The following is a 23,512-nucleotide window of genomic DNA, read 5'->3' as shown; positions in this document are numbered from 1 at the left end:
GCGTTGAAACGGGGACCACCTATGAAACAACCTCGGTGTCCGCGTTGTTGCCTCTTCGAGTCGGCGGACGTCCTCGCCGCCCGCCTACGACACTGATTCGCGCCTATGACCTACCTGCCGCTGGCGTGTGGCACGTTTCGCTCGCATTCCGGTCCCACCCCAACTGGTGCGACTCACCAACAGTCCAGTGGCCCAGCTCAATCGGGCCGTCGCGGTCGGTGAGGCCGACGGTCCACGAGCGGGCTTGGCCGCACTCACGGGCCTCGACCCCGCCCTGCCCAGGTACGCGGCCGTCGCGGCATACCTACACGAACGTGACGGCGACCCGGCCACCGCGGCACGGCTCTACAACGAAGCAGCCCACTCGGCAGCAAGCCTCCCCGAACGCGAACACCTCACGCGACAGGCCGCCCGGCTCAATGCGCAGTTGCGGAGTTGAACGCCGGCGCCACCGATCGCGCCCACCCCTGTCGGCCATGACCTGAAAGGTTGACGAACATGGCGAATTTGCCTGCGCGCCAGCGTGAGTGGACCGCCAGTTGGATCAGTGCATGTCTGGGCCGAGGAGCGGATGGACTTCCAGTGTGCATGCGGTGATAGTGGTCGCGATGGACTGTGGGGTGGGTGTGTTGGGTGGGGTGACGCGTAGGCGGGTGTAGGTCGGGCAGGAATTGCCGTTGGCGTCGACCGCTATCCCCTCGACGATGGCTGCGGCCGGAGCGGTGGTCATGATGACGACGGGTGGAGCGTCGAGGTCGGGTGGGAGTCCACCGAGGTAGCCACGGGGGGTGTGGTCGGCGCGGATGGCGGGGCCGCCCTGGTCGGCCTCGATCTCGGGGTAGCCCGAGAGCTCGCACGCGGCGGTGCCGTTGGCCAGGCCGACGGTGATCTGCACGCCGCGGTGGGTCGAGCCGGGCGATACCTCGGTGGCGCTGAGCACGAGTTGCCCAGCGGCACATGGTGAAACTTGCTTGCTACCGACGCTCGGGGATTCATCAGAGGTGGCCGGGTTGCTCGCGCAGCCGGCGACGGCGAGTAACGCGACACCGACGATGATCGGTGCGTATCGCGTGGTCCGTTTCGACAGCGGAATCACGTCCTTTCGTCGTCGGAGCAGGCCATCCCCGCCGCTGCACAATCCGTGCGCCGTGCACTCCGACAAGGATATGGTCGCAGGCCGGGCGGCGCGTGTCTCGCCAAGCGGGTGTTGTGTCGCTGAACAGCCTTGCGGCCGTTCATCTTTCAACTAGCCCGCTGCGTGGCCATGGAAGGTCAGCAACACTCCGCGGACCGTAGAACCGTCCGGCAGGCGCCAATTCGCGGTGACGTGACCCGCCCCGGCCGCTTCGGAGGACTCGTCACCGGGACGCAGAATCCGGTTGATCCGGACAATCGCCGTACTGCCCGGCACTCGCGCGCCGACCATGATGTCGGTGCCCGATGATCCATCTTCCGCCGTCACCGGCTCGGATCCGAGTGCGGGAACCGCGATCTCCGGGGTCGTCACGACAACCGACTCATCTATCGTCGCGCTGTCATGCTGCGCCTGCGGCACTGCCGTTCCACCGAGCAACGCCAGAATCTGCGCCACCACCACCGGATCGCGCGTCCCGTCATAGAGCCACCGCTGCCCGAGCACACCGTGCATCGACGTGCCGATCAGCGCGTCCTCGGCCCCCTCGAGCGGTGCCCCGCGATAAGCGAACACGACCTGATAGGTGACCGGCTCGGCACCCGAACTGTCCGTCACCGCAACGAACTCGATCCCGACCTCACCGTCCGGATCATCGAGCCGAAACCCACCGACCCGATCCAGCACGGGCTGAGCGCCTCCGCGATACCACGACCGCGTCGGCAACCACGAGGACAACAACTCGACCTTCGTGGGAACCATTGTGGTCTCGTGGATTACCGCCATGCGCGCCTTCTCCCTCTGTGACGGCGAGGCCAGTCGCCGCCGCGCATCGCAGTCTATGGGATTCCGACTGCGATGTGCCCGGGTCGCTCGGAGCTTCGCTCGCACCGCAGTGCTTGCGGGTGACCCGAGCCGAGCAGGTACCTGGCCATGCTGTTGCAGCACAGGGCAACTCGCTCATGGCGGTTCCCTCAACGAGCCCGGAACCAGCTGACTCACCGTCGACGGCGCGACCGAACTCGCCGAAATGCTGGCGATCATCGACAACTGGCTAACCGGCAGCGACCCGCCGTCGCGCGGGCCTTCCATGCCTTCGTCAGCGCGGTCGGGGCGGCATTGACCTTGGCGTTCAACCAGCGCGGCTGGTTGAACGCCAAGGACAGAGCTCACTGATTCGAGCCGCCGTTCATCAGGATGTGCTGGCCGGTGACGAAAGCCGCCTTGGGGTCGGCGAGCAGTTCGGCCACGTCGGCGACGTCGGTGGTGGTGGCCAACCTGCCGAGCGGCACCGACTCGCGCAGGTCGGTCTTGTACGGGTCGTCATCGGGTACGCCGTCGAAGATGCCCGCGTCGTCGATCGCGCCGGGTATCAGCGAGTTGACGGTGACCCCGCGCGGACCGAGTTCCTTGGCGAGCACCTGCACGAGGTAGGTGGGCGCGACCTTGCTGGTGCCGTACAGGCCCATGCCGACGGCGGGGAACTGGGTGGTGCTGGAGGCCACGTTGATGATGCGCCCGCCGTCGGCGATGTGGCGTGCCGCCGCCCGCAGCACCAGGAACGGCCCCTTGGTGTTGACCCGCAACAGCAGGTCGAAGTCCTCCTCGGTGATGTCGGTGACCGGGATGTTGACCTTCTCGATGCCGGCGTTGGCGACCACCACATCCAACCGCCCGAACGTGTCCAGCGCGGTGCGGAACAGGTGCTCGACACCGTCGGAGGTGGAGACGTCGGCCTGCACCGCGACGGCCTTGACGCCGGCGGCGCTCGCCTGGGCCTGGACATCGCCCGCTGCTGCCGCGTCACGTGCGTAGTTGATGACCAGGTCCGCTCCTTGTTGGGCGAAGCGCAGGGCGATCGCCCGGCCAAGCCCTCGCGACGAGCCGGTGATCAGGGCGACTTTTCCTTGTAGCGTCATCACAATCTCCTTCCGATCACCGGTCACTTGCCGTTCGGGTCGCTGTGGTTGAGCGTGGCGACGACCTTCTCGTAGTCGCCGCGCGCCTCGCCGTAGCGCAGGAACTTGACGCGTTCGACCTGGATCTCCTTGGCGTCGGGCTGGGACTCGATCAACCCGATCACCTCGGTGACGAACTCGTCGAGGGGCATGGCCCACTCGCTGTTTTCCTGGCCGGGCAGCAGTGCGGTGCGCACCGACGGTGGCTCCAGTTCCATCACCCGCACCGAGGTGTCGGCCAGCTGCAATCGCAGCGATTCACTGAGCATGTGGATGGCGGCCTTAGTGGCGTTGTAGCTCGGGGTGACCGTGAGCGGGGCGAACGCGAGCCCCGAGGACACGGTCATGATCGTGGCGTCGGGCTGGCTGCGCAACTGCTCGATGAACGCGGCGATCAGCCGGATCGGGCCGAGTAGGTTGGTGGTCACGATGGACTCGGCGGAGGCGAGGAACGTCTCGGGCTGGTGCCAATCCTCGACGTTCATGATGCCGGCCATGGTCACCAGCACGTTGAGCTCGGGGTGCTGGTCGAGCACCAGCTTGGCGGCGGCTTCGATGCTGGCGGGGTCGGCGGTGTCGATCTGCACGGTGTGCATGCCGGGGTGCTCGACGGCGATCCGCTCGAGCAGCGCGGTGCGCCGGCCGCCGACGATGACGGTGTTGCCCCTCGCCTGCAACTCGACCGCAAGTGCGAGGCCGATTCCGCTGGTGGCGCCGGGGACGAAGATGGTGTTTCCAGTAATGTTCATGCCCTGATCGTGCCCACCGCGGCGGGTGGGATACAGAGAGCGCTTATCGGGGGATCGGCAATCCCTGGCTACCAATTGGCAACCTGCCGATACTCTGGTCGCATGGACCGTGTGGCACTGGCGTCCTTCCTGCGCACCCGGCGCGAGACCATGCGCCCCGAGGACATCGGGCTGCCGCCTGGCCCGCGCCGACGGGCACCGGGACTGCGGCGCGAGGAGGTGGCCTCGCGCGCGGCCATGTCCACCGACTACTACACCCGCCTCGAGCAGGGGCGTGGCACGCAGCCCAGCGAGCAGATGTTGTCCTCGCTGGCCCGTGCGCTCCGGTTGTCCGTCGACGAGAGCCGGTACCTGTTCCAGATGGCCGGACGCAACAGCCCGTCGACGGTGCCGACCGCGACGCAAGTGGCGCCCGCGCTGTTGCGGGTGCTCGACCGCCTCGAAGACACGCCATCGCTGATCCTGTCCAACCTGGGTGAGGCGCTGGCGATGAACCGGATGGCCAAGGCGTTGCTGGGTGACTGGACCGCGCACACCGGCCTGGCCCGCAGTGAGGTCTACCGGTGGTTCACTCAGCCCGCCGAGCGGTTGCGCTATCCCGAGCACGACCACGACCGGGTGAGCCGGGCCCAGGTCGCCAGCCTGCGCGCCGCGTACGGGTCGATGGGTGCGCGGTCGCGGGCCGGCGAACTCGTTGGCGCGCTGTGCGAGGCCAGCGTGGAGTTCGCCGAGCTGTGGGAGCGCCAGCAGGTCGCCCGCCGCTTCGAGGAACACAAAGTGCTGCTGCACCCCGAATTGGGTGCGATCGAGGTGGACTGCCAAGTGCTGTTCACCGAGGACCAGTCGCTGGCGCTGCTGGTGTTGACCGCTGCCCCGTGCACCGAGGGCTACGAGAAGCTGCAGCTGCTGGGAGTGCTGGGCAACGAGCGCTTCCCCACCGACGTGTGAGACGGGCCGACAACTCGACGATCTCGACCACCGTCGCCGCCCGGTTTCGCGAACTGCCCTATGCCCCCGTGTGGCTGTCCAGTTTTGTGACCGTGGTTGGTTTGCGGCGGGTTTCGGCGAGGAGTTCGTCGAGTTGGGCTTCGGCGCGTTCGGCGCGGGCCAGGGTTTGGGTGCGGGCTTGGTCGAGGGCCTCGATGCGGTGTGCGGCTTCGGTGCGGGCTTTGTCGATGGTTGCTGCGGCTTCGGCGCGGGCGGCGGCGATGTCGGCGGCGGCGGTGCGGCGGATCTCGGCGAGTTCGGTACGGGTGGTGTCGAGTTCGGCGCGGACCCGGCGCCATTCATCGCGGGCTTCGTTGGCGGCTTCGATGCGTTCCATGGCGGCTTGTTCGGCGCGTTCGGTGGCGCGTTCGGCGTCGGCGGCGCGTTGGACCGCGAGGTCGCGTTCGGACTGGGTGGCGGCGACCTGAGCGGCGGATTCGCGTTGTGCGTGCGCGATTTCGGTGGCGACGCGGCGTTCGGCGCGTTCGACCTGTTCGGCGGCTTCCTTGCGGAGCCGTTCGATTTCCTCGGCCGCTTCGCGGCGAGCCGTGCGGACGTCGGCCTCGGCTTCGCTGCGGGCAGCGAAGACATCGTCGGCGGCCTGACGGGTGGCGCGCTCGACTTCGCGGAGCGCGTCATCGCGGGTGCTGTTCGCGTCGGCAACTGCGGCTTCGGCACTTTCGGCCGCACTGGCGGCGTCGTCAGCGGCGGCTTCGGCGAGCGCGCGTGCCTCGTCGGCCTCGCGTCGTGCCTGTTCGGCAGCGACGGAAGCCATTTCGGCTTCGGCGATCCGCCGGGCGGCGTCGGCTTGCACGGCCTGGACCTGTGCCTCGGCGACGGACGGGTCGCCCAGGGTGGACAGTTCCGCGACGGCCGCGTTGAGGGTATTGCCCAGTTGGTCGGCCAGTCCACGGAATTGAGTGAGCAGCTCATCCGCCCGGAGGCGGGCGACGGTAACCGGGCCTTGCTGCGTCACAGTGACGTTAGCGAGGGGTGCCTCTGACTCCTGTTGTTGCCGTTGACGTTCCCGCCAAGCGCGCCATCGCGTGTGGTCTGGGTGATCACAGTATTCGGAGGGACGGCCAGGTCCCCCGCCGCGCGTGATCGGTCGCGAGCAGCCCGGGTAGTTGCAGACGTTGGACACCGGAGAATCGTAGCGTTGGTTTCGTCATTATTGACGTATTCATACGAAACGAAATGTGGCGTGTCGCAGGGAGACTCATTTCCCCGTCTCGTTTTCTGACCGCCGATAAGTGAACATTATCGGCGGTCAGCCCCTGACTCCCCTCCGGGAAATCCCGCAATCTGGTTGGTTCTATTACGTTTACGTTTGGTCACAGCCAACGCAACGAAACTTCAACGAAACGGCTCGAAAACTGTGCACCCCTGTACGCCAGTACCACTTTGCGAATTCTGTTGGTGGCCAGCGCAACTTTCCCGGCGCCAGGCGGCGGACATTCGGCTACGACCACCGCCCCGGCTGAACCACGTCCACCCAGTCGGCGGGCCAGGTCGATAGCACGACAAGCACCATGATGACCAGATGCACCGGCGCCGCGAAACTTTCCTTGCGCCCGTGGTGATTGATGATGTGCGTGACCACCGCGCCGGTCAGCACGAGTATCAGCACCGCGGCGCCGAGGAATCGCGCCTCGTGATACGGAATCGCCAGCAGCAGCGCACACGCGCCCTCGATCCCGCCGACGACGAACCGGAACCAGGCGGGCCACCCCCAGTCCGCGAACTTGATCGAATACGCGGGCCCGAAAAACGTAGGCCCGGGCCAGAACTTGGTCACCGCACCCACCATGAACTCGAAGGCGAGGAACCACAGGAAACCGGTCGCGACCCATCCGGGCCAGGTGTGGGCAATAGTCATATCGCCATGACCGTCCGCCCGGCCGAGATGTGACACCTATGCGACGGTAGGCACCGATGCGCGAACGACAACGCGCTCCTCGCTCGGACGCAACCGGCGCAGGCCGGGGATGTCGAGCATGCGGTCGGCGGGACGCAGTGCCCAGGAGACTACCGAGCACAGCGCGAAGCCACCGGTGTAGATCAGGTGATTCACCGAGGAATTCGAGGCGATGTGGGAGGCGAAGGCACCGGTCAGCTCGAACACCGTGCCGGCATAAGCCCATTCCTTCACTAGCGGGAATTTAGGCGCAAGGATGGCCAGCGCACCCAGGATCTTCCAGAAACCCAGGATCGTCATCACATAGGTGGGGTAGCCGAGCGCGACCATGCCGTCCGTGGTGCCGCCGCGGTGCATGAGGTCGGCGGCGCCGCCGGATATCCACACGAAGCCGAGCACCAGGGTGGTGGTCCAGTAGCCGATCCGGCGCATTGCGGTCATGATGGTTCTCCCTGTGATGGTGGGCGCGGCCGGGGTGGCCGCGCCGTCACCCCCATGACCGGCACGGTGGCCGGGATGTGACGATCACGACGGCAGTTGCAGGTCCATCAGGTCGATCGTGTCGGCGTCGGAAAGCAGGTCGATCGCGACGATGCGGCCGTCGGACACGGTGAAGTCGAAGACCACCCGCGCCACGCCGCCGACCATCCAGACAAGCCCAGCCCGACCGTCGATCAGCGCGAATCGGGCGCCCTTGGCTCGGCCGGAGAACGTTTCGGCGACGGCTCGGGCACCGACGGCGGCCGCGGCGCCGGTGGCCAGCGCGGCCTGGTCGGCCCGCAGCACCACTTCGGGATCGAGCAGGGTGAGCAGCCTCGCGAAATCGCCGTCGCGCGAGGCTGCGAGGAAGGCGTCCACCACCTCGCGCTGACGGTCGCGGTCGGCAACAGCGCGGGCACCCTGCACCCGACGACGCGCCCGGCTCGCCAATTGCCGTGCGGCCGTGGAGGATTTGCCGACGATCGGGGCGATCTCGTCGAACGGGACGGCGAACATATCGTGCAGCACGAACGAAAGCCGCTCCGGCGGCGAGAGCCGGTCCAGCACGACCAGCAACGCGAGCCCGATCGAATCACCCAGCACCACATCGTTTTCCGGACCGGTCACCAGCTCCGCCGGCTCGTGGTCGGCCAGCGGCTGCTCGCGGCGGGTCTTGCGCACCTGCAGCATGTTCAGGCAGACCCGAGCCACCACAGTGGTCAGCCAGCCGCCCAGATTTTCGATCTCCTCGGAGTCCGCACGACTCAACCGCAACCAGGCTTCCTGCAACGCATCGTCCGCCTCGCTGCCCGACCCGAGTATCCGGTATGCCACCGCGAGCAGGTGCGTACGGTACTCCTCGAACCGTTGCGCGAGAAAAATCTCGTCCATCTGTCACACTCTTCCGATTTCGCCGGTCAGGTAGGTGGATGAACAACCGGAACGGCAGTGTGAACCGAGGAGCGAATGATGACCGCAGGACTACAGACCATCGTGTATCCCGTCACCGACCTGGTCAAGGCCAAGGCCTTCTACGGTGCACTGCTAGGCGAACCCACCACCGACACCGCCTACTACGTGGGCTACCGCGCCGCCGGGCAGGACATCGGCCTGGACCCCCACGGCGCACAGAAGGGAATGGCCGGCCCGGTCGGCTACTGGCACGTCGAGGACATCCACACCCAGATCACGGCGCTGGTGGCGGCGGGCGCGGTGGTGCGCGACGAGCCGCGCGACGTAGGCGGCGGCAAGTTGATCGCCACGCTAGTCGACCCGGACGGCAACCCGGTCGGATTGCTGCAACCGTGACAACGGAATTCACGGTGCGGCCCATCGGCTGGGTGGAATCGCCACTGACCGACCCGGCCGTAGCGCCCCGACAGGGTGATGAGGGCGCCCCGCCTGCCCGAATCAGGTTGTGCACGGAGGTCTTCGAGGCCGCGTCCGATTTGCGGCCCGGCACCGAAGTGCTGGTGTTGACCTGGATGCATCAAGCCGATCGCGACGTGCTGACGGTACATCCGCGCGGGGATACGTCGCGCGCGCCCACCGGCGTCTTCGCCACCCGCTCCCCCGCCCGGCCGAATCCGATCGGCCTGCATCGAGTGACGATCACCGGCATCGATGGACCGGTCCTGTCCGTCGATGCGTTGGAGGCGGTCGACGGCACACCGGTCATCGACCTCAAACCCGTACTCGGTGGCGTTGGCGAGCGGTGACCTTTCCCCGCTGACGCACAACTGGCCGATGACTACCAACCGGTTCGACACCGGTTGGTAGTCGGCACTATTCGTCATCGATCGACATCGGGGAAGCGCTCACCCCGTGCCCGGTGGACTGACAATCTGCCCACGTGGAATTCACGCTCGAGCTTGCGACTCCCCACGAAAGTGATTTTGGCTGTGCAGCATTCGCAGCAGGCGGTCGAGGACGCGTCCGCTACTGGTGCGAAGGCCGTCGTGCTCGTACTCGTTGGTCGCCCACAGCTGTAGGCCCCTGATGGTCTCAGCGGTCTGCAGCGAGTAAGTGGCATCGACGTACATGTCGTCGAGGTAGACGGCGGCGGCCACGGGGACTTCGTTCGCGGCCAAGCGCTGAGGATCGTAGAGGTCGGGCCAGTCCTCGCGGGCGAACAGCACTTCGGCGGGCTCGCGCAGGGGCGCGAGGCAGGGTTGGTCGAAGTGGCCCCGGTAGGTCATCTCTCCGGTGAACAGCACCGGGTCGTCCCCGGCCAACACCATGCGCGCGTCGAACTGCGGGAACTCGCCGCGCACCCGCTCAGCCGCCCAGTTCGTGGCGCCGGTGCCGCGCTGGGCGTAGGTGAGTTCATGCATGAGCGGGTTCAGCGGCAGTTGGGCGTAGCTGAGGAAACCCGCGGCGCGGGCGAGGAAGCTGTCGGACAGCTCGGCTCCGGCCCAGGTGTCTTCGAGCAGGTAGTGCAGCACGTCCGCGCCGTCGCTCGTGCCGAGCATCAGCCCGAGCGACTGGAACGCCTCGACGGTGAGTAAGGATCCGTCCGGCAGTGGTGCGGGACGCTCGATCAGGTGCGCGGCGATCCGGCGGACCGAGGCGACGTCCTGCGGGTGCCGGCGGTAGTAGGCATTGTTCTTGCGATGCACGCGCGGATAGGTGGCGCGGTAGACCTCGTCGGCGGTGACCCGCAAACCGGGAAGGCCGCCGGTGATGATTGCCTCGCGCAGGCCCTCGGGCGCGACCGAGAGGTATGTGACGGCGCACATGCCGCCGAAGCTCTGGCCGAGCACCGACCACGGTTCGTCGGTCAGTGTGCGCCTGATCAGTTCGGCGTCGCGGACGATGGCGTCGGCGCGGAAATGGGTGAGGTAGTCGGCCTGCGCGTCGGGCCCGCCGCGGGCCGGGAGTGTTTGACGGGTGATCGGAGTGGAGCGGCCCGTGCCGCGCTGGTCGAGCAGCAGGACGCGGTAGTCGTCGAGTGCGCGGTCCAGCCAGGAGTCCCGGCCGATCGGCCGTGGCGGCAGCATGCCGGGCCCGCCTTGCAAAAACAGCAGCCAGGGAAGCCGCTCGTGTCCGGTGGCCACCACCTCGCGGGCGTAGACCTCGATGTGCTCGCCGTCCGGCCGATCATGGTCGAGAGGGACGGAGAAGAGATGATCGGTCAGCGTTAGACCGGGCATGGAAGGCTCCTTTGCAGCAATGGCGTGATCGTGGATACGGGCGCTGCTTCGGCGCACGGTGAACACCGTCGCGGCGTCAAGCGTGCCTCGGCTGCGCGAGGATGCTGATGGTGTTGGCCGCGATGATCGCCGCGATGCTCAACCAGGCGGCCACGTCGAGGTGCTGTCCTAGAACGAGCACACCGACAACTGCGGCGAGCACCGGGTTGACGCTCATGAACAATCCGAATGCCTCTGCGGGAACGCGGCGCAGCGTGAACAGGTCGGCGAGGAACGGCAGCGCCGAGGATAGGATTCCGGCCGCGACAGCCGCACCGATCGCCCCGGCGGAAGGCGTGTGGTGTACCGCGACGCCGGCTCCGATGGGCAGAAAGACCAAGGCAGACAACACCGCTGCGGCGGCCGTACCCTGTGCCCCGGGGATGCGCTGCCCGATGGAACGATTGAGCAGAATGTAAGCGGCCCAACCGGCGGCGGCGAGCAGACCGAGCCCCATGCCGAGGTAATCGGCGGTAGGGCGCGGGCGCATCAGTGCGACGACTCCCGCCACGGCGAGTACGGCGCAGCCCAGGTCCACGCGTCTGTGCGAGCCGGCCAGCGCGATCGCGAGTGGGCCGAGAAACTCCAGGGTCACCGCCAGGCCGAGACCGATCCGGTCGATCGCGGTGTAGAGCGACAGGTTCGTCACACCGAAGTCGGCCGCGAGCAGCAGCACCAGCCCCCACTGGCGGCGAGTGAAGGACCGAAGGCGGGGTCGACCGAGGATGAGCAGCACCGCCGCCGCGACGTACTGGCGGACCGCGATGACGCCGGCCGGGCCGAGGACAGGGAAAGCCAGCGACCCGATCGCGGCGCCGAGCTGAGTCGAAAGGCCGCTGGCAAGCATCGTGCAGACCCCGGCCATAGGCACGGCGCCCCGCAGGACGGCGCGGTCTGCCGAGCGAGTGGAGGCTGCTTGCATGCGTCGATACTGTGCTGCGCCGGACCGTGCGCAAAATGCATGGGGCACAACAACTATACGATCCGGTTATGGATGTCGAGTTGCGTCAGTTGCGCTGCCTCATCGCGATCGTGGACGAGGGCACGTTCACCGACGCCGCGATCGCGCTGGGGGTGTCACAGGCGGCGGTCTCCCGCACACTTGCGGCACTCGAGCAGCGCCTCGGCGTACGGCTGCTGCGACGCACGTCCCGCGAAACCTCGCCGACCGCGATCGGATTACGCGTTGTAGCGCACGCCCGGCGCGTGCTGAACGAGGTCGACAACCTGATACAGGAAGCGACATCGGGCCACGTCGAACTGCGTATCGGCCACGCATGGTCGGCACTCGGCCGACTGACAGTCGACTTTCAACACCGGTGGCGGGAATCGCACCCGGAAACGCAAATGCACCTGCTTCGAATCAACTCCCCGAGCGCCGGCCTGGCCGAGGGCACCGCGGACCTCGCGGTCATCCGTAGGCCGCTGGTGGACCGCCGCTTCGAGGGCGCCATCGTGGGTCAGGAAACACGCTGGTGCGCGCTGGCCGCCGCCGATCCCCTGGCGCGGCGCCGCTCGGTGCACCTGGCCGATCTCAGCAGCCGCGTCCTGCTCGTTGACCAGCGCACCGGAACGACCGGCCCGGATTTGTGGCCCGCGAACGCGCGGCCCGTGACGCAGGAGAGCCGCGACATCGATGACTGGCTCACGGTCATCGCCACCGGCCGGTGCGTGGGGGTTACCGCGCAGTCCGTCGTTGACCAATATCCAAGGCCCGGCATCGTCTACCTGCCGGTACGCGACGCCGAACCGGTCACCGTGCGACTCGTCTGGTGGCGCGACGACCCCCACCCAGCCACCCGCGCTGTAGTCGAGCTTCTCACCGAGCTATACCGCACATGACCCGCGGGGTCCGCGATGGGCCAACGCAGCGCGGATCGGTCGGGCCAAGGTGAGCAGAGGCCCTTCAGGGCACGTAGCCGTCGGGGGTACCAGCAGAACCTCCCTTCGCCTGCGGACAGGACCTACGGTGAAGGGGTGGCCACGATCGAACTGCGCACTGAGATCAAGGAATTCCTGAGTTCGCGTCGCGCGCGGATCGGGCCCGAGCGGGCCGGACTGCCCGCCTACGGCGGCAACCGCCGGGTCAAGGGTCTGCGCCGCGAAGAGGTGGCTCTACTGGCAGGAGTATCGGTCGACTACTACGTGCGGATGGAGCGCGGCAGCCTCAGCGGCGCCTCCGACGGGGTGCTCGACGCGGTGGCCGCCGCCTTGCAACTCGACGAGGCCGAGCGCGATCATCTGTTCCACCTTGCGCGGCAGTCCGGGGCGCCCAGTGGTCGCCGCCGTCGGCGACCCGCTGTGACAGTGCGTCCGGCGCTTCGGCAGGTGCTCGACGCCATCACCGATGCGCCAGCATGGATTTGCAACGGCCGTTTCGACGTGCTGGCCATGAATCAGCTCGGCCGCGCGCTGTATTCACCGGTGCTGGCCGACACGCGACGGCCGGCCAACACCGCACGGTTCGTGTATCTGGACCCCGAAGCGGCACAAACGTTCTTCGCCGACTATGACCGAATCGCCGCCGATGTGGCCGCGAAGCTACGCATGGAAGCCGGACGCAATCCGCACGACGAAGACCTGATCGCCCTGGTCGGTGAATTATCGACACGCAGTGAACTATTTCGGCAGCGGTGGGCATCTCAGGACGTTCGGCTCCACCGATCCGGCCGCAAGCGTCTGCACCATCCAGTAGTGGGCCAGCTCGACCTGGACGTCGAGTCGATGGAGCTACCTGCCGAACCCGGCCTGCTCCTGATCGTCTACACCGCAGCAGCTGGCACGGCGACCGCAGACGGTCTAGCACTACTGGCGTCGTGGGCGGCCAGCCAAGAGAGACTAGCGACCGAAACCCAAGCCCTCAGCTGATATTCCGACGATGACCGACTCACCGAAGCGTTCCAACAGCGGACTGTTCGAGGGAACCGCGTGGCATTATGCCCGCTATCGACCGGATTACCCGCAGTCGTTCTTCGACGATCTCATCGAGCGGTTTCACCTCGACCGCACTGGCAGGCTTCTCGATCTGGGCTGCGGCACAGGTCAGTTGGCCATACCGCTGGCGGCCCACGTCGCCGAAGCGGTCGGAATGGACCCCGAACCCGAGATGCTTGTCGAGGCCGCCCGACGCGCCCAAGCTGCGGAAACCACCAACGTGCACTGGGAACAAGGCGGTTCGACCGACCTTTCCGGTGAGCTCGGGCAATTCCGGATGGTCACCATGGGCCGTTCGTTCCACTGGATGGATCGCGAGCAAGTCCTCGATGCCCTCGACGTCATGGTCGAGCGGAACGGCGTCATCGTGCTTGCCAACGACAGCTGCCTGGTCCGACCGACCACCGCATGGCAGCAGTCCGTCGAGGACATCCAACGCCGTTATCTACCACCGGAGCTAACGCCAGCGGATCCCCTGCCGGGCCGTCTCAACCGCGCCGTTGATCACCACCCGCACGAGCAGGTCCTCGCACGTTCGCCCTTCTCCCAGGTGAATCGATTGGTCTATGAATTCGACCGCCCCTGGACGACCGAACAGGTGATCGGGTATCTCTACTCGACCTCCCTACGGCTTCGTCGCCTGCTCGGTAACCGGCGCTCCGAGTTCGAGCACGAGGTCACCGAAACCCTGCAGGCAATCGAGCCTGACGGACTCATCGAACCGGTGAAACTGGAAGTCCTGACCGCAACCCGGCGATAGGTTCGCGGCAACGCCCGGACAGCTTTCACCGTCCCCGAGTTCGCCCGTGCCGTGGTTCGGCACCGGCTGCAGCGCGGCTGTTGGCAATGCGGCTCAGTCAAGGCCGTGGATGCCCTCATCCGGTTCGTAACCGGTTGCGGGCCAATACTATTTGGGAGCCACCGACATCCAGGAGAGCTGGGCGCACTCCTCGACCGCGCCGGTGCCTACTTCGATCTCGATGGTGCGCTCGTCACCACCGGCCTGTACGGCGTGCAGCGTGTGTAAACCAGTGGTGTGTGGGGTCCACATGGCGAGGACGTCGCCGTCGACGCCGGTCTTGGTCGCGTTCGGTGGATCGAACTTGCCGTCCTGGCCGTCGTGGAAACTGAGGTAGGTGCCGGGCTCGGCCGTCGCTCGCACGATGTAGGCACAGTCCGCGGTGTAGGTGGCCGGGTCGTCCAGCGACTTCACCGTGAAAGCGGTGATCGCGGCCGGCGCCGCAGGCGCGGTCAGTACCAGCGCGGCCGCCATCGCACCCACCGTCGCCATCGCAGCCGCAGCGAACCGGTGTGATCGGAGCATGTGGAGTCCCTTCGATTCGCAGCGAATTGCGTTGCCGCATGAGCCTATCGATCGGACCGCAGCCCTGGGAGCGCCACTTATGGGGGCAGCCGTCAGTGGCTCTGATGCCGTCGCCGGACGGTCCGGACCGGTAACGGTTCTCCGTTCGCGACCTCGCCCAGCGACGTTCCAGCGGTTCGAGCCGGCGCTGAAATTCTGTTGAGCATCACTGGATCTGCGGTCTACCGTGCAGATGCCGTGTTCGTGCCCGGTTGAGTGGGCCAAGGGAGAGCGCACCGCCAGTAACTCGGCGCTTCCCTCTCGGATCGACCAGCTCCAGGACGCCCCTGAAGGAAAGCGAGCTCTTGCGAGTGCACACCGAACCTGAAATCCGCACGGCCGCCGGAGTTGTGCGCGGCAGGTGGGAGAACGCCGTCGCAGTGTTCCGAGGTATCCCCTACGCCGAGCCACCATTCGGCGCACGGCGGTTCGCCGCTCCCGTTCCGGCGCAACCGTGGGACGGTGTCCGCGACGCACTGGACTTCGGTCCGCCGGTTCCACAAGCACGCGTGATTTCTGGCGACGGTGACTGCTTGACTCTCAACGTCTGGTCCCCCGACCTCGGCGCCGCTGCGCTGCCGGTGATGGTGTGGATTCATGGGGGCCGATATGTGGAGGGCACCTCCAGTAACCCGCACACCGACGGAACGATTCTCGCCGAATCCGGTGTGGTGATGGTCAGCATGAACTATCGCGTCGGCGTAGAAGGTTTCGCCAATATCGCTGGGGCACCGAACAATCGCGGGATTCTCGACCAGATCGCCGCGTTGCGGTGGGTGCAGGACAATGTTGCCGCGTTCGGTGGCGATCCGGGCAACGTCACCGTGTTCGGCCAGTCCGCGGGCGCGGGTTGCACTACCGCGCTACTCACTATGCCGTTGGCCGCCGGACTGTTTCGTCGAGCGATAGCCCAGAGCTGCCCCGGTACGTTTTTCTCGCCGCGGCTGTCCGCCGCGATCTCGGCAACGATCGCTGCGGCACTCGGTGCGCAAGCCACGGTTGATGAGCTCACCCGCTTCTCCCCGGCCGCGCTGGTCAACGCAGCGGATGCCGTCCTGGAGAAGATGCCGGACTTCGTCGAATCCTGGGGCCCCACCGCGCTGACCCCGACCGCGTTCTCACCCGTCGTCGACGGTGATGTCCTCGCGCATGCACCATGGCACGCGCTCGCCAACGGTGCCGCACGAGATATCGACCTACTCGTAGGACACACCCGTGACGAATACCGGCTGATCAATTCCCTGCTCGGCACCGAGGTAACCGACGCCCAGGTGAACACCACGCTGGACCATTTCGCACCGACCTCGGACACCAGTTACCGCGCCCTCTACCCAGAGGCCACCCCCGGCGAGCTGTACGAACTCATCAACTGCGACTGGCTGTTTCGGATGCCTGACCTACATCTCGCCGACGCCCAGCACACCGGCGGCGGGCAGGTCTGGAACTACGAACTCTGCTGGAGCTACAACCGGGACCAGGGCGCCTCCCACAGCCTCGACGTGCTGCTCGTGTTCGGCACGCTCGACCTCGACGACGTCCGCAACCATCCGTCAGCACTCCCGAACGCCGCCGCCGAGTCCGTGCACGTCGCCCACCACATGCGCACCGACTGGCTGAAGTTCGCCACCACGGGCGACCCCGGCTGGGCCCCATACGTTCCGGACGCCCGATCAACCCGCGTCTACACTCCCGAGCCGACAACTCAGCCCTACCCCGAGGAACGCTCACGCCGCATCTGGTCCACCCACCAGTTCGGCGCGCTGGACCTACCCGAGTGACCCACACGGCACAGGTTGCGGCGCACGCCAATCGACCTCTACCCGAGAACACTCACGCTGTATCTGTCGACTCATCAGTTCGGCGCCTGGACCTACCTGACTGACCCCCGCACCGGTTGGGTCGCACGCGAACCGCCCCCGACCCCGAGAACACTCGCGCCGTTTCTGGTCGACTCACCAGTTCGACGCCCTGGATCTACCTCACTGACCCAGGCACAGGTTGCGGCGCACGCGGACCGACGTATCGCGCGGACGGACGGATAACCTTCGCTGTGTCAGCCTGTTCGAGAATGTTGGCGGTCCACCCGACGACACGACTCGTGGCGAAGGTCGGGGTGAACATCGAACGCGGTATCCCACACAGTTCCATGACGACCCCGGCATAGAACTCGACGTTCGCATAGAGATCCCGGCCGGGCTTGAGTTCGGCGAGCACCTCGGTAACCCGGCGTTCCACCGTAGTCGCGAACTCCACCAGCTCGCCGCCGAGTCCGATACCGATGTCGCGCAACAGAACCGAACGAGGATCCGCGGTGCGATACACGGCATGTCCGAAGCCCATCACCCGGTCACCGTTGGCGACTTTGTCGCGGACCCAGCCGTCGATGCGATCCGCACTGCCGATCTCATCCAACCCGTCCAACGCCCGGTCCGGCGCACCACCGTGCAGCGGTCCGGAGAACGCGCCGATCGCCGCGACGACCGCCGACGCGACGTCGGCACCGGTGGAGGCCACGACCCGCGCGGTGAAGGTGGAGGGATTGAACCCGTGATCGATCGTCGCGATCAGGTACTGCTCGATCGCCCGACTGGCCTGTTGTCCCGGCAGCTCGCCGGTCAGCATGTACAGCCAGTTCGCCGCCGTCGACAAATCCGCCTGCGGGACAACCGGTTCCAGCCCGCGGTGGAGCCGATGCAGCGCGGCCAGGATCGTCGGCGTCACCGCGCAGATCAACAGCGCGTCGGCCTTACGTGACGCGGAGTCCCCGTCCCACACCGGCTGCAGGTCACGCACCGCAGCCAGCATCGACAGAGCTGTCCGCAAGCCGACCATCGGACGGAACGGATCCCCGCTGGACGCGATAGTCGGCAACACCGGGAGCAGTTCCGGCGGCAGCTGCCGTGATCGGGCCACCTGGTCGGTGAACTCGATCAACTCCGCCTGGTCCGGCAAGTGGCCCTCGAACAGCAGAAACCACACCTCTTCGAAGGTGCGTGCGGATGCCAGGTCGATCGCCGAGTACTGGCGATAGTGATAGAAGCCTTCCTGCCCGCGAACATCACCCAATCGAGTATCGGCCGCCACCACATTGCGTAGCCCGGCAGGCACATTGATCAGTTCGTCGAGTTCGACACCGTTGATAGTCATCGTTCAGACCTCCTTGACTGAACTGTGCGAGCGCGCTCAACTAGAGTCAATATTGATCAAGTCAATGTGAGTGCGGAGAGGCAGGTCATGGACGCGAAAGGTGACGCACGCCACCTCACCACCGCCGAGGTGGCGAGTCGTCTCGAGATCAAGCCCGAGACCGTTTACGCCTACGTCAGCCGGGGACTGTTGACCAAGATCCCGGCTGCGGGCCGCCGAGGCAGTCTGTTCCGGGAGGACGAGGTGGCCCGGCTGGCGCACGGGCGGCGGCATGGTGGCGAGCGCCGCGGGACGATGGAGGACATCGTCACCGCGATCTCACGCATCGAGGACGACCGGCTGTACTACCGCGGCCACAACGTCGAGGACCTCACACAGCCGATCGAATCTGTGGCCGGCCTGCTGTGGACCGGCGATTTGGACTCGCCACCAGAGCAATTCATCGCCCCCGCCGAGATTCTCATGACCTGCCGTGCCGCGGTCGGCGCGCTGGCGGAGAGTGTTCGGCTGACCGATCGGATGCGGGTCGCGGTGACCGTTGCCAGCGCCAGTGATCAGCTGCGTTTCGACCTGTCGCCGCAGGGAGTGCTGCGCACGGCCCGCATCCTGCTCGCGGTCGAGGTCGATTGCCTCGGTGCGACGCGACTCGACTCCGGAACACTGGCCCAGCGGTTAGGGCCCAGCCTGACCAACGCACCCTTGCCCGCCGGCCTGCTCGACTCGACCTTGACACTGCTGGCCGACCACGGCCTGGCGATCTCCACCATGGCCGCCCGGGTCGCGGCCAGCGCGCGAGTCCATCCCTACGGCGTCGTCTCCGCCGGTCTCGGCGCCCTGGACAGCCAATATCACGGCGCGGCAAGCACTGTCGCGTACCGCTTCCTCGACGATGCCATCGCCGACCCGCTCGGCGCGGCGTCCGAACGGCTACGCCTCGGCGGCGGACTTCCCGGTTTCGGACACCTGATCTACCGCACCACCGACCCACGCGCCGAACTGCTGCTCACCCTGCTCCGATCCGTCCCCACCGCCGCACCGGCCCTGACCGCCATCGACGCCATCACCGACCAACTCGGTGCACCCCAGACCGCCGTACCGAACATCGACCTCGCCCTGGCCGTACTCATGCACGCATACCGCATGCGCCCCGATGCCGGGGAGGCGATCTTCGCCATCGCCCGCACCATCGGCTGGATCGCGCACACCCTCGAGGAGTACACCGAACCCCCGATGCGCTTCCGCCCGAACCGAACCCCGGTCCCCGCGCCCTAGATCCAGGCTCAGCGCACGAATTCGGCCTTCAACAGCTCCGGCGAGGTCACGAACCCACGCCGGATGTACGCATTGACCGCCTTGGTGCTGGAGTTGACGGTCAGCGGCTGCAATCCCAGTTCGTCGGCAAGCCGCACGACGGCGTCGATGAGCTCACTGCCGAGCCCGCTGTCTCGGCGGTCGGGCACGACGTACACGCTCTGCACGTCACCCGAAAGGCGTTGCGAAGTACCGACGCTCGGTACGCGTTGATAGATCGCCAACCATGCCATCCCGATCACCACTGCGTCTTCCACCAACACCAGACAGCGGTGCGACGATCTGTTGGCCTGCGCCCAAGCGACAAACGACTCCGTGAACTCCTCCTGCGTAGTCGCCGGAGTCCCACGGACCTCTCGGAACCACTGCCAACGAAGTTGGGCGACGCCGACCAGCTCGTCATCCTGTACCGGATGGATCATGGTGGTACTCATGCGCGGATTCTGGCATAGGACAGCAGATTACAAACAGCGGTACCGGCGAGATCGTTACGAAGGACGCTAGAACTGGTGGGTATGAGTGACCGAGTGTTCGGTGTAGCGGATGCCGACGCGCGGGGAGACGGGTGATGCCGTGAATTGGACTGGGGCAGCAGGAGAATGGGATCGGTCTAGAAATAGGGAGCTGGTCGATGGAACAGGGCGCTGCTGTCGTCGCGATGCCGGAGTCGGTGCGGACCGAGCTGCGTCGCGGGGTGCGGAGCGTTCTCGTGGACGCGGCCGCGTTGCGGTTGGTGCGGGAGCGGTTTGACGACCATCAGGCGGGTTCGCTGCGCCGGTATCTCGAGGCTTCACAGTCGGCGAATACGTTGCGCGCCTATCGGACCGACTGGATCGCGTGGTCGGCGTGGTGTTCGGCCGAGACGCGGCAGGCGATGCCCGCTGATCCGCTCGATGTCGCTGTCTATCTGGCCGCGGCGGCGGACGCGCGTCGCGACACCGGCGAGTGGGCGTTCAGCGCGGCGACACTGGAACGCAAGTCGGCTGCGATCGCCGCAGTGCATGCGGCGAACGGGTTGCCGTCGCCCACCCGTTCCGACGTGGTCCGGCTGACTCTGCGCGGCATCCGGCGTACGCGGCGCACGCAGCCGAAACGTAAACGCCCCGTACTGTTGCACACCCTCGACCAGCTACTGGCCGGGCTTCCCGAACCTGGCTGGCCTACCGAACCGGCCCGGCGTCGCGATGCGCTCGTGCTGTTGATCGGGTTCGCCGGCGCACTGCGGCGCAGCGAGCTCGCCGGACTGCGCATCGCCGACGTCGAGGTGCAACTCGATCACGCCACCGGCGAACCGGTGCTGCTGGTGCGGCTGCCGTCGACGAAGACCGACCCCACCGGTGTCGCCGAACAACGCGTCGCACTGCCACGCGGTCAACGGCCGCGCACCTGCCCCGTCTGCGCCTTCGCCGACTGGGTCCGTTTGCTCGAAATACACACTGCCGAAGGCACATCGGGCCTGCGCACCCACCTCACCGAGTCCGCCGTCGACCCGGACATTCACCGCTGTCACGGCTTCACCGGAACCGCTCTCGCCGAGCAACCCGACCTACCCTTGTGCCCCACCATAAATCGTCACGGTACGGTCGGCGCCACCCCGATGTCCGGCCGTGCCGTCGCCGAACTCGTCAAACGCTATGCCGCCCGCGCCGGTCTCGACCCCGACCTCTTCTCCGGCCACTCCCTGCGCGCAGGCTTCGCCACCCAGGCTGCGCTCGGTGGCGCCAGTGACCGCGAGATCATGCGCCAAGGTCGTTGGTCCAATCCGCGCACCGTGCACGGCTACATCCGTACCGCAAACCCCTTGGAAGACAACGCCGTTACCAAACTCGGCCTCTGAGCTACCGTGTCTGCACGATTCGGCTGACTCCGTTATCGACCTCCACCACGATCCGCGCGATATCGCCGGGGTCTTCCGGATCGAACCGCACGACAACTTCGTCATCGATGCCGTTCGGCTTGCCGGGCACCTGGAATGCGGTCGGCGTCAGCCATCGTTGAGTGCCTACGTTGTCGGTGAAGACCACGGTCAGCCCGATCGACACAACCCACGGGGAAGGAATCAAACGGCCAACCACACCGGTTGACTCCCCCACCCACGGCACCGCGACCGCCAGCACAGCACCCGCGATCACCCCACACGCCAGGAAAAGCGCCTGCTTGGCACCCGACGGACCACCCCGCCCCTCGCCCCGAGTCGGCGGCGGCAATGTACTCATCCGCCGAGATCAGCCGACCGGCAGGCGGCGAATACCGCACGGACACAACGCCGCTACGTCACGAGTCGCAGAGCGGGCGACAGCGCAGAGTCGATGTCAGTTGAACAGATCGTCCGCAGCCTTGGCGAGCGCTGCGCGGTCAACCCAGCGCTCGAGCTGATCCACATCGTCACAGCTCGTGATCCGCACACGAATCTCGTCACTGACAGAAATCCCCTTGGCGTCGAGGATTCGCAAGACGATGCGTGCCGCTTCAGTCGCCCGCCCCTCAGCACGTCCCTCAGCCACATACATACGAGCGAAGTCGCTCTGGTACTCGTATCCCGTCGTCATCAGCTCCTCCAGGTGGTGTTGCGCGGACTCGGACAGAGCCGCGAGCACGATGTCATAGTACATTTTCGTCTGCTGGTCATCGGTCTTCTGTAAGCCTGCGATCAGGGCGGATAGGACTTCATGTGCCTGTGGCCCGTCGGCGTGGGCGATGGCCGACAGCACTGCACGCTCGGGCACCGCAATCGCCTCAGCGGTGTCGGTCACAGCGGGCACCAGTTCAGGGCCGAGGACCAGCGGGTGCAGTGTCAAACCGGGATGTCCCAGCTCGATCGGTTGCCTCGCCCATGTGGCGACGCCGGAATCCGGAGCCACCACGAGCAGAAACACCGGGCATTTCAGCCGCGCTCGGAGGGTAACCAGGTACACCGGCCAGCTCCACTTGCGTGTGCCATCGCGCGCTAGCTGCACCTCGACCGCGATCCCGACCAGCGCGGTCCCCGTCTCATCGGTGACCGAAAAGGCGACGTCACCTCGATACTCTTTTGGGCCGATGTCGGTGAAATCGCATGGCTCAGCATGGGTCTGCGTGGCGTCGGGCATCGATAGCTCGAACACCTCCCGCAGAAAATCCACAGCCAGCTCAGGTCGACTACGGAACAGTTCCACAAAACCCTCATGGACTAATTTCGGGGGCATGGTCGAGGAGATTACATTGCGCCACCGACACTTTCAACGAAATTCCGATTATTGAGCCCACCAGCTTTCGAAGCATTTCCGCCTCACATTCTCGCGAGATATCCTGCGGCAGCACCGAATTGGAATGTTGCAATGCAATAAGAATTGAACTGGAATGTTCCAGCGGATTTATAGATAAAGGAATATCACTGCGCGCCGTCGTCGAAGGTTGGCGTGATGAGCTCATCAGTCGCCCAGCGTGCGACCTTGTTCGGATACGGCGCGGGTAATACGAGGACGAGGTGGGTGAATCCGGCGTCGATCAGGTGCCGTAGTTGCTGCCGGGACTCGGCGGGATCCTCGTAGCAGACGGTGATCTGGGCTGAGCGGGTGATCTCTCGGGGATCCCGCCCGATCGCGGCGCAGTGCTCGTCGAGGACGCTGCTGCGGTGCCGCAGGTACTCGATGGTGTTGCGGGGCGGGCCGATGACGTTCCAGATGTCCGCGTGTTCGGCTACCACCCGCAAGGTGGCGGTCCCGATGCCCGCGATCAGGATCGGCGGATGCGGTTGCTGGATCGGTTTGGGGTTGCAGCGGGCTGCGGTGAGTTGGTGGTGCTCGCCGGCGAAGTCGAAGACCGGTTCGGTCCACATCCGCCGGATGATCGTGCACGCTTCGGCGAGGTCGGCGACCGCGTCGCGCCAACTGCCTGCCGGAATGCCGTAGGCGTTGTACTCGGGCGCCACCAGTGTCTCGAACTGCGGATCGCGCTTCGGCATGCCGCCGACGCCGATGCCGAAGTCGAGGCGTCCATCGGCGATCACATCGACGGTGGCGGCGATTTTCGCCAGCACCGCGGGCCGTCGGATGCGATTGTTCGTGACCAGCAACCCGAGTCGCAGTCGCCGCGTCTGGGCAGCCAGCGCGGTGAGTAACGTCCACCCTTCATGAACTGGTCCCGAAAGACCTTCCTCCAGCCCAATGCCCGGGCCGACCCTGGGCAGCAGGTGATCGTAAAGCCACGCGTGCTCGATCTCGGCAATCTCGTCGGCCGCACGCCAGACCCGCAGGGTATCGGCGTAACTGACGTTCGCGGGAAACGTCTTGATCCCGAAGCTGATCGCACCCCGACCCCGAATCGCTCATACAACAACGCTAAAGTCCCGACCTCAATCGAG

At 66.3% G+C, this 23,512-nt stretch carries 25 protein-coding genes and 1 pseudogene; 10 read left to right on the top strand and 16 right to left on the bottom strand.

What is annotated here, in order from left to right; translation table 11 throughout:
* Positions 1 to 160: 160 nt before the first annotated feature.
* A pseudogene (locus ABZ942_RS32300) lies at positions 161 to 439 on the top strand (RNA polymerase subunit sigma-24); the annotation flags it as partial.
* A 105-nt stretch (positions 440 to 544) separates the two neighbouring features.
* Here the strand turns inward: ABZ942_RS32300 and ABZ942_RS32295 are convergent.
* The 4 genes from ABZ942_RS32295 to ABZ942_RS32280 form a co-directional block, all read right to left on the bottom strand.
* Positions 545 to 1,096, bottom strand: coding sequence for a DUF4232 domain-containing protein (locus tag ABZ942_RS32295; RefSeq protein ID WP_357388669.1), 552 nt, complete (start codon positions 1,094 to 1,096; stop codon positions 545 to 547).
* A gap of 150 nt (positions 1,097 to 1,246) precedes the next feature.
* Positions 1,247 to 1,894, bottom strand: a complete 648-nt coding sequence (locus tag ABZ942_RS32290) for a 1,4-alpha-glucan branching protein (RefSeq protein WP_357388667.1) — start codon at positions 1,892 to 1,894, stop codon at positions 1,247 to 1,249.
* A 407-nt stretch (positions 1,895 to 2,301) separates the two neighbouring features.
* Positions 2,302 to 3,051 (bottom strand): SDR family oxidoreductase, encoded by a 750-nt coding sequence (locus ABZ942_RS32285; RefSeq protein WP_357388665.1) that lies wholly within the window; start codon positions 3,049 to 3,051, stop codon positions 2,302 to 2,304.
* Positions 3,052 to 3,074: 23 nt separating this feature from the next.
* Positions 3,075 to 3,839, bottom strand: a complete 765-nt coding sequence (locus ABZ942_RS32280; protein WP_357388663.1) for an SDR family NAD(P)-dependent oxidoreductase — start codon at positions 3,837 to 3,839, stop codon at positions 3,075 to 3,077.
* A 102-nt stretch (positions 3,840 to 3,941) separates the two neighbouring features.
* Between ABZ942_RS32280 and ABZ942_RS32275 the strand changes: the two genes are divergently transcribed.
* On the top strand, positions 3,942 to 4,787 hold the full coding sequence (locus tag ABZ942_RS32275; RefSeq protein ID WP_357388661.1) for a helix-turn-helix transcriptional regulator: 846 nt from the start codon (positions 3,942 to 3,944) through the stop codon (positions 4,785 to 4,787).
* A gap of 58 nt (positions 4,788 to 4,845) precedes the next feature.
* Here ABZ942_RS32275 and ABZ942_RS32270 read toward each other — a convergent pair whose 3' ends face one another.
* The 4 genes from ABZ942_RS32270 to ABZ942_RS32255 all read right to left on the bottom strand — a co-directional run bounded on the left by ABZ942_RS32270 (position 4,846) and on the right by ABZ942_RS32255 (position 8,115).
* On the bottom strand, positions 4,846 to 5,802 hold the full coding sequence (locus tag ABZ942_RS32270) for a hypothetical protein (protein WP_357388659.1): 957 nt from the start codon (positions 5,800 to 5,802) through the stop codon (positions 4,846 to 4,848).
* A gap of 486 nt (positions 5,803 to 6,288) precedes the next feature.
* Positions 6,289 to 6,741 (bottom strand): DoxX family protein, encoded by a 453-nt coding sequence (locus ABZ942_RS32265; RefSeq protein ID WP_357388657.1) that lies wholly within the window; start codon positions 6,739 to 6,741, stop codon positions 6,289 to 6,291.
* Entirely contained in the window at positions 6,742 to 7,185 is a 444-nt protein-coding gene (locus ABZ942_RS32260; protein WP_357388655.1) for a DoxX family protein, read from the bottom strand.
* 84 nt (positions 7,186 to 7,269) lie between these two features.
* Positions 7,270 to 8,115 carry a sigma-70 family RNA polymerase sigma factor gene (locus ABZ942_RS32255; RefSeq protein WP_357388653.1) on the bottom strand — a complete coding sequence of 282 codons (846 nt, stop codon included), beginning with the start codon at positions 8,113 to 8,115 and terminating at the stop codon, positions 7,270 to 7,272.
* Between the two features lie 78 nt (positions 8,116 to 8,193).
* Here ABZ942_RS32255 and ABZ942_RS32250 point away from each other — a divergent pair, with 78 nt between their 5' ends.
* Positions 8,194 to 8,532, top strand: coding sequence for a VOC family protein (locus ABZ942_RS32250; RefSeq protein WP_357388651.1), 339 nt, complete (start codon positions 8,194 to 8,196; stop codon positions 8,530 to 8,532).
* Positions 8,529 to 8,942: a tRNA (N6-threonylcarbamoyladenosine(37)-N6)-methyltransferase TrmO gene (gene tsaA / locus ABZ942_RS32245; protein ID WP_357388649.1), complete on the top strand. Its 414-nt coding sequence runs from the start codon at positions 8,529 to 8,531 to the stop codon at positions 8,940 to 8,942. Before ABZ942_RS32250 ends, tsaA begins: the two co-directional genes overlap by 4 nt.
* Before the next feature lie 141 nt (positions 8,943 to 9,083).
* Here the strand turns inward: tsaA and ABZ942_RS32240 are convergent, their stop codons facing one another.
* Positions 9,084 to 10,376 (bottom strand): alpha/beta fold hydrolase, encoded by a 1,293-nt coding sequence (locus ABZ942_RS32240; RefSeq protein WP_357388647.1) that lies wholly within the window; start codon positions 10,374 to 10,376, stop codon positions 9,084 to 9,086.
* 76 nt (positions 10,377 to 10,452) lie between these two features.
* Positions 10,453 to 11,337, bottom strand: a complete 885-nt coding sequence (locus ABZ942_RS32235) for an EamA family transporter (protein WP_357388645.1) — start codon at positions 11,335 to 11,337, stop codon at positions 10,453 to 10,455.
* Between the two features lie 68 nt (positions 11,338 to 11,405).
* On the opposite strand from ABZ942_RS32235, the gene ABZ942_RS32230 reads away from it, so the two are divergent.
* From ABZ942_RS32230 to ABZ942_RS32220, 3 genes are all read left to right on the top strand, one after another.
* Positions 11,406 to 12,257, top strand: coding sequence for a LysR family transcriptional regulator (locus tag ABZ942_RS32230; RefSeq protein ID WP_357388643.1), 852 nt, complete (start codon positions 11,406 to 11,408; stop codon positions 12,255 to 12,257).
* Positions 12,258 to 12,392: 135 nt separating this feature from the next.
* Positions 12,393 to 13,283 carry a helix-turn-helix transcriptional regulator gene (locus tag ABZ942_RS32225; RefSeq protein ID WP_357388641.1) on the top strand — a complete coding sequence of 297 codons (891 nt, stop codon included), beginning with the start codon at positions 12,393 to 12,395 and terminating at the stop codon, positions 13,281 to 13,283.
* 10 nt (positions 13,284 to 13,293) lie between these two features.
* The gene (locus tag ABZ942_RS32220) at positions 13,294 to 14,109 is read left to right on the top strand and encodes a class I SAM-dependent methyltransferase (RefSeq protein WP_357388639.1); all 816 of its coding nucleotides are present in this window, start codon (positions 13,294 to 13,296) and stop codon (positions 14,107 to 14,109) included.
* Between the two features lie 147 nt (positions 14,110 to 14,256).
* On the opposite strand, the gene ABZ942_RS32215 is transcribed toward ABZ942_RS32220, so the two are convergent.
* Positions 14,257 to 14,673, bottom strand: a complete 417-nt coding sequence (locus ABZ942_RS32215) for a hypothetical protein (protein ID WP_357388637.1) — start codon at positions 14,671 to 14,673, stop codon at positions 14,257 to 14,259.
* Positions 14,674 to 15,023: 350 nt separating this feature from the next.
* Between ABZ942_RS32215 and ABZ942_RS32210 the strand changes: the two genes are divergently transcribed.
* A complete protein-coding gene (locus tag ABZ942_RS32210; RefSeq protein WP_357389024.1) occupies positions 15,024 to 16,490 on the top strand; it encodes a carboxylesterase family protein in 1,467 nt (488 codons plus the stop codon).
* A 196-nt stretch (positions 16,491 to 16,686) separates the two neighbouring features.
* On the opposite strand, the gene ABZ942_RS32205 is transcribed toward ABZ942_RS32210, so the two are convergent.
* Entirely contained in the window at positions 16,687 to 17,859 is a 1,173-nt protein-coding gene (locus ABZ942_RS32205; protein WP_357388635.1) for a citrate/2-methylcitrate synthase, read from the bottom strand.
* A gap of 87 nt (positions 17,860 to 17,946) precedes the next feature.
* Between ABZ942_RS32205 and ABZ942_RS32200 the strand changes: the two genes are divergently transcribed.
* Positions 17,947 to 19,131, top strand: coding sequence for a citrate synthase (locus tag ABZ942_RS32200; protein WP_357388633.1), 1,185 nt, complete (start codon positions 17,947 to 17,949; stop codon positions 19,129 to 19,131).
* 8 nt (positions 19,132 to 19,139) lie between these two features.
* On the opposite strand, the gene ABZ942_RS32195 is transcribed toward ABZ942_RS32200, so the two are convergent.
* Positions 19,140 to 19,604 (bottom strand): GNAT family N-acetyltransferase, encoded by a 465-nt coding sequence (locus tag ABZ942_RS32195; protein WP_357388631.1) that lies wholly within the window; start codon positions 19,602 to 19,604, stop codon positions 19,140 to 19,142.
* 197 nt (positions 19,605 to 19,801) lie between these two features.
* Here ABZ942_RS32195 and ABZ942_RS32190 point away from each other — a divergent pair, with 197 nt between their 5' ends.
* Positions 19,802 to 21,007 carry a site-specific integrase gene (locus tag ABZ942_RS32190; RefSeq protein ID WP_357388629.1) on the top strand — a complete coding sequence of 402 codons (1,206 nt, stop codon included), beginning with the start codon at positions 19,802 to 19,804 and terminating at the stop codon, positions 21,005 to 21,007.
* A 1-nt stretch (position 21,008) separates the two neighbouring features.
* Here ABZ942_RS32190 and ABZ942_RS32185 read toward each other — a convergent pair whose 3' ends face one another.
* From ABZ942_RS32185 to ABZ942_RS32175, 3 genes are all read right to left on the bottom strand, one after another.
* Positions 21,009 to 21,386, bottom strand: a complete 378-nt coding sequence (locus ABZ942_RS32185; protein ID WP_357388627.1) for a hypothetical protein — start codon at positions 21,384 to 21,386, stop codon at positions 21,009 to 21,011.
* Between the two features lie 96 nt (positions 21,387 to 21,482).
* Positions 21,483 to 22,325 carry a hypothetical protein gene (locus ABZ942_RS32180; protein WP_357388625.1) on the bottom strand — a complete coding sequence of 281 codons (843 nt, stop codon included), beginning with the start codon at positions 22,323 to 22,325 and terminating at the stop codon, positions 21,483 to 21,485.
* A gap of 215 nt (positions 22,326 to 22,540) precedes the next feature.
* Entirely contained in the window at positions 22,541 to 23,443 is a 903-nt protein-coding gene (locus ABZ942_RS32175) for an LLM class flavin-dependent oxidoreductase (RefSeq protein WP_357389022.1), read from the bottom strand.
* Positions 23,444 to 23,512: the final 69 nt, after the last annotated feature.

It is taken from the genome of Nocardia sp. NPDC046473, assembly GCF_040645995.1.
GTDB lineage: Bacteria > Actinomycetota > Actinomycetes > Mycobacteriales > Mycobacteriaceae > Nocardia.
The sequence above is the reverse complement of the archived record's forward strand: the minus strand, read 5'-3'. Positions and strand labels throughout refer to the sequence as shown.

Excerpts from the sequence above, each read along its gene's own strand:
- ABZ942_RS32290 (WP_357388667.1), bottom strand. The coding sequence starts at position 1,894 with ATGGTTCCCACGAAGGTCGAGTTGTTGTCCTCGTGGTTGCCGACGCGG.
- ABZ942_RS32285 (WP_357388665.1), bottom strand. The coding sequence starts at position 3,051 with ATGACGCTACAAGGAAAAGTCGCCCTGATCACCGGCTCGTCGCGAGGG.
- ABZ942_RS32280 (WP_357388663.1), bottom strand. The coding sequence starts at position 3,839 with ATGAACATTACTGGAAACACCATCTTCGTCCCCGGCGCCACCAGCGGA.
- ABZ942_RS32275 (WP_357388661.1), top strand. The coding sequence starts at position 3,942 with ATGGACCGTGTGGCACTGGCGTCCTTCCTGCGCACCCGGCGCGAGACC.
- ABZ942_RS32260 (WP_357388655.1), bottom strand. The coding sequence starts at position 7,185 with ATGACCGCAATGCGCCGGATCGGCTACTGGACCACCACCCTGGTGCTC.
- ABZ942_RS32255 (WP_357388653.1), bottom strand. The coding sequence starts at position 8,115 with ATGGACGAGATTTTTCTCGCGCAACGGTTCGAGGAGTACCGTACGCAC.
- ABZ942_RS32250 (WP_357388651.1), top strand. The coding sequence starts at position 8,194 with ATGACCGCAGGACTACAGACCATCGTGTATCCCGTCACCGACCTGGTC.
- ABZ942_RS32240 (WP_357388647.1), bottom strand. The coding sequence starts at position 10,376 with ATGCCCGGTCTAACGCTGACCGATCATCTCTTCTCCGTCCCTCTCGAC.
- ABZ942_RS32235 (WP_357388645.1), bottom strand. The coding sequence starts at position 11,337 with ATGCAAGCAGCCTCCACTCGCTCGGCAGACCGCGCCGTCCTGCGGGGC.
- ABZ942_RS32230 (WP_357388643.1), top strand. The coding sequence starts at position 11,406 with ATGGATGTCGAGTTGCGTCAGTTGCGCTGCCTCATCGCGATCGTGGAC.
- ABZ942_RS32220 (WP_357388639.1), top strand. The coding sequence starts at position 13,294 with ATGACCGACTCACCGAAGCGTTCCAACAGCGGACTGTTCGAGGGAACC.
- ABZ942_RS32215 (WP_357388637.1), bottom strand. The coding sequence starts at position 14,673 with ATGCTCCGATCACACCGGTTCGCTGCGGCTGCGATGGCGACGGTGGGT.
- ABZ942_RS32205 (WP_357388635.1), bottom strand. The coding sequence starts at position 17,859 with ATGACTATCAACGGTGTCGAACTCGACGAACTGATCAATGTGCCTGCC.
- ABZ942_RS32200 (WP_357388633.1), top strand. The coding sequence starts at position 17,947 with ATGGACGCGAAAGGTGACGCACGCCACCTCACCACCGCCGAGGTGGCG.
- ABZ942_RS32195 (WP_357388631.1), bottom strand. The coding sequence starts at position 19,604 with ATGAGTACCACCATGATCCATCCGGTACAGGATGACGAGCTGGTCGGC.
- ABZ942_RS32190 (WP_357388629.1), top strand. The coding sequence starts at position 19,802 with ATGGAACAGGGCGCTGCTGTCGTCGCGATGCCGGAGTCGGTGCGGACC.
- ABZ942_RS32185 (WP_357388627.1), bottom strand. The coding sequence starts at position 21,386 with ATGAGTACATTGCCGCCGCCGACTCGGGGCGAGGGGCGGGGTGGTCCG.